This is a genomic window from Bradyrhizobium sp. CCBAU 11361 (assembly GCF_028128935.1).
Taxonomy (GTDB): Bacteria; Pseudomonadota; Alphaproteobacteria; order Rhizobiales; family Xanthobacteraceae; genus Bradyrhizobium; species Bradyrhizobium niftali.
On the sequence record NZ_LBJZ01000088.1, the window covers coordinates 1 to 1,193 of the forward strand.

The window sequence follows — 1,193 nt, forward strand, 5'->3', positions numbered from 1 at the left end:
TGACCTGCCACTGAGTTTTCATCCGGTGGCGGTTAGAGTCTCGGGGTTTTGTACGCCAAGTGGCGCGGGTGGAGCAACGGACGATCGGCGGAGCTGGTCGGGGTTGCGCAGCCGGTCGTCCGTTGCGGTGAGGTGGGCGGCATAGGCCGCGGGGGTCAGGTATTTCAGCGACGAGTGAGGCCGCTGGAGATTGTAGTCGGCAACCCAGTTGGCGATCTTGGCGCGAGCATCGTCGAGTTCGAAGAACAAGGTCTCGTTGAGCAGTTCGTCGCGCATCCGGCCGTTGAAGCTCTCGACAAAGCCGTTCTGCATCGGCTTTCCTGGTGCGATGAAGTGCCAGTCGATGGCTGCGTCCTTGCACCAGGCGAGCATGGCGTTGCAGGTGAACTCGGTGCCATGGTCGGACACGATCATTCCTGGCTTGCCGCGCCGCTCGACGATCGCCGTCAGTTCGCGGGCCACGCGCCGCCCCGAGATCGATGTGTCCGGAATGGCGCCCAGGCATTCCTTGGTGACGTCGTCGACGATGTTGAGGATGCGGAAGCGCCGACCGTTGGCGAACTGGTCGTGGACGAAATCCAGCGACCAGCGCGCATTGGGCCTCGCCTCGACCAGGATCGGGGCACGGGTCCCCACGGCCTTGCGGCGAGCCCGCCGCTTGCGGACGGTGAGCCCTTCTTCCCGATAAAGCCGGTAGATCCGGTTGATCCCCGAGGGCTCTCCCTCTCGCCGCAGCAGGACGAACAGCCGGCGGTAGCCAAAACGTCGCCGCTCGGTGGCGAGGTCACGCAGCCGGCCGCGTAGAGCAGCGTCCGGCGGACGGCTGGAGCGGTAACGGACCATCTTCCGATCCGCGCCCACGATCGAGCAGGCCCGCCGTTCCGACAGGCTCATGACGGCCTGCAGATGCGCGACAGCAGCGCGCTTGGCGGCGGGCCCTACCATTTTTTTGAAAGGAGCTCGCGAAGGGCGGCTGCATCGAGCATCTGCTCGGCAAGAAGCTTCTTCAGCTTCCCGTTCTCCTCCTCCAGGGCCCTCAGCCGCTTGGCCTCGGAGACATCCATGCCGCCGAATTTGGCCTTCCAATTGTAGATCGTCGCTTCAGAGATCCCGTGCCTGCGAGCCAGATCGGCCGTCTTCGCCCCGGCCTCATGCTCCTTCAACACTGCGATAATCTGCTCTTCCGTAAACCT

At 64.2% G+C, this 1,193-nt stretch carries 1 protein-coding gene; it reads right to left on the bottom strand.

Going from position 1 to position 1,193, the window contains the following annotated elements:
• Nucleotides 1–18: 18 nt before the first annotated feature.
• Nucleotides 19–1,193 (bottom strand): IS3 family transposase gene (locus XI08_RS09975; protein WP_442869788.1). Its coding sequence is split into 2 segments (ribosomal slippage), with 1,176 coding nucleotides annotated over them: nucleotides 19–953 and nucleotides 953–1,193; the frame shifts between segments, so codons are not numbered across the junction. This gene is flagged as partial in the annotation.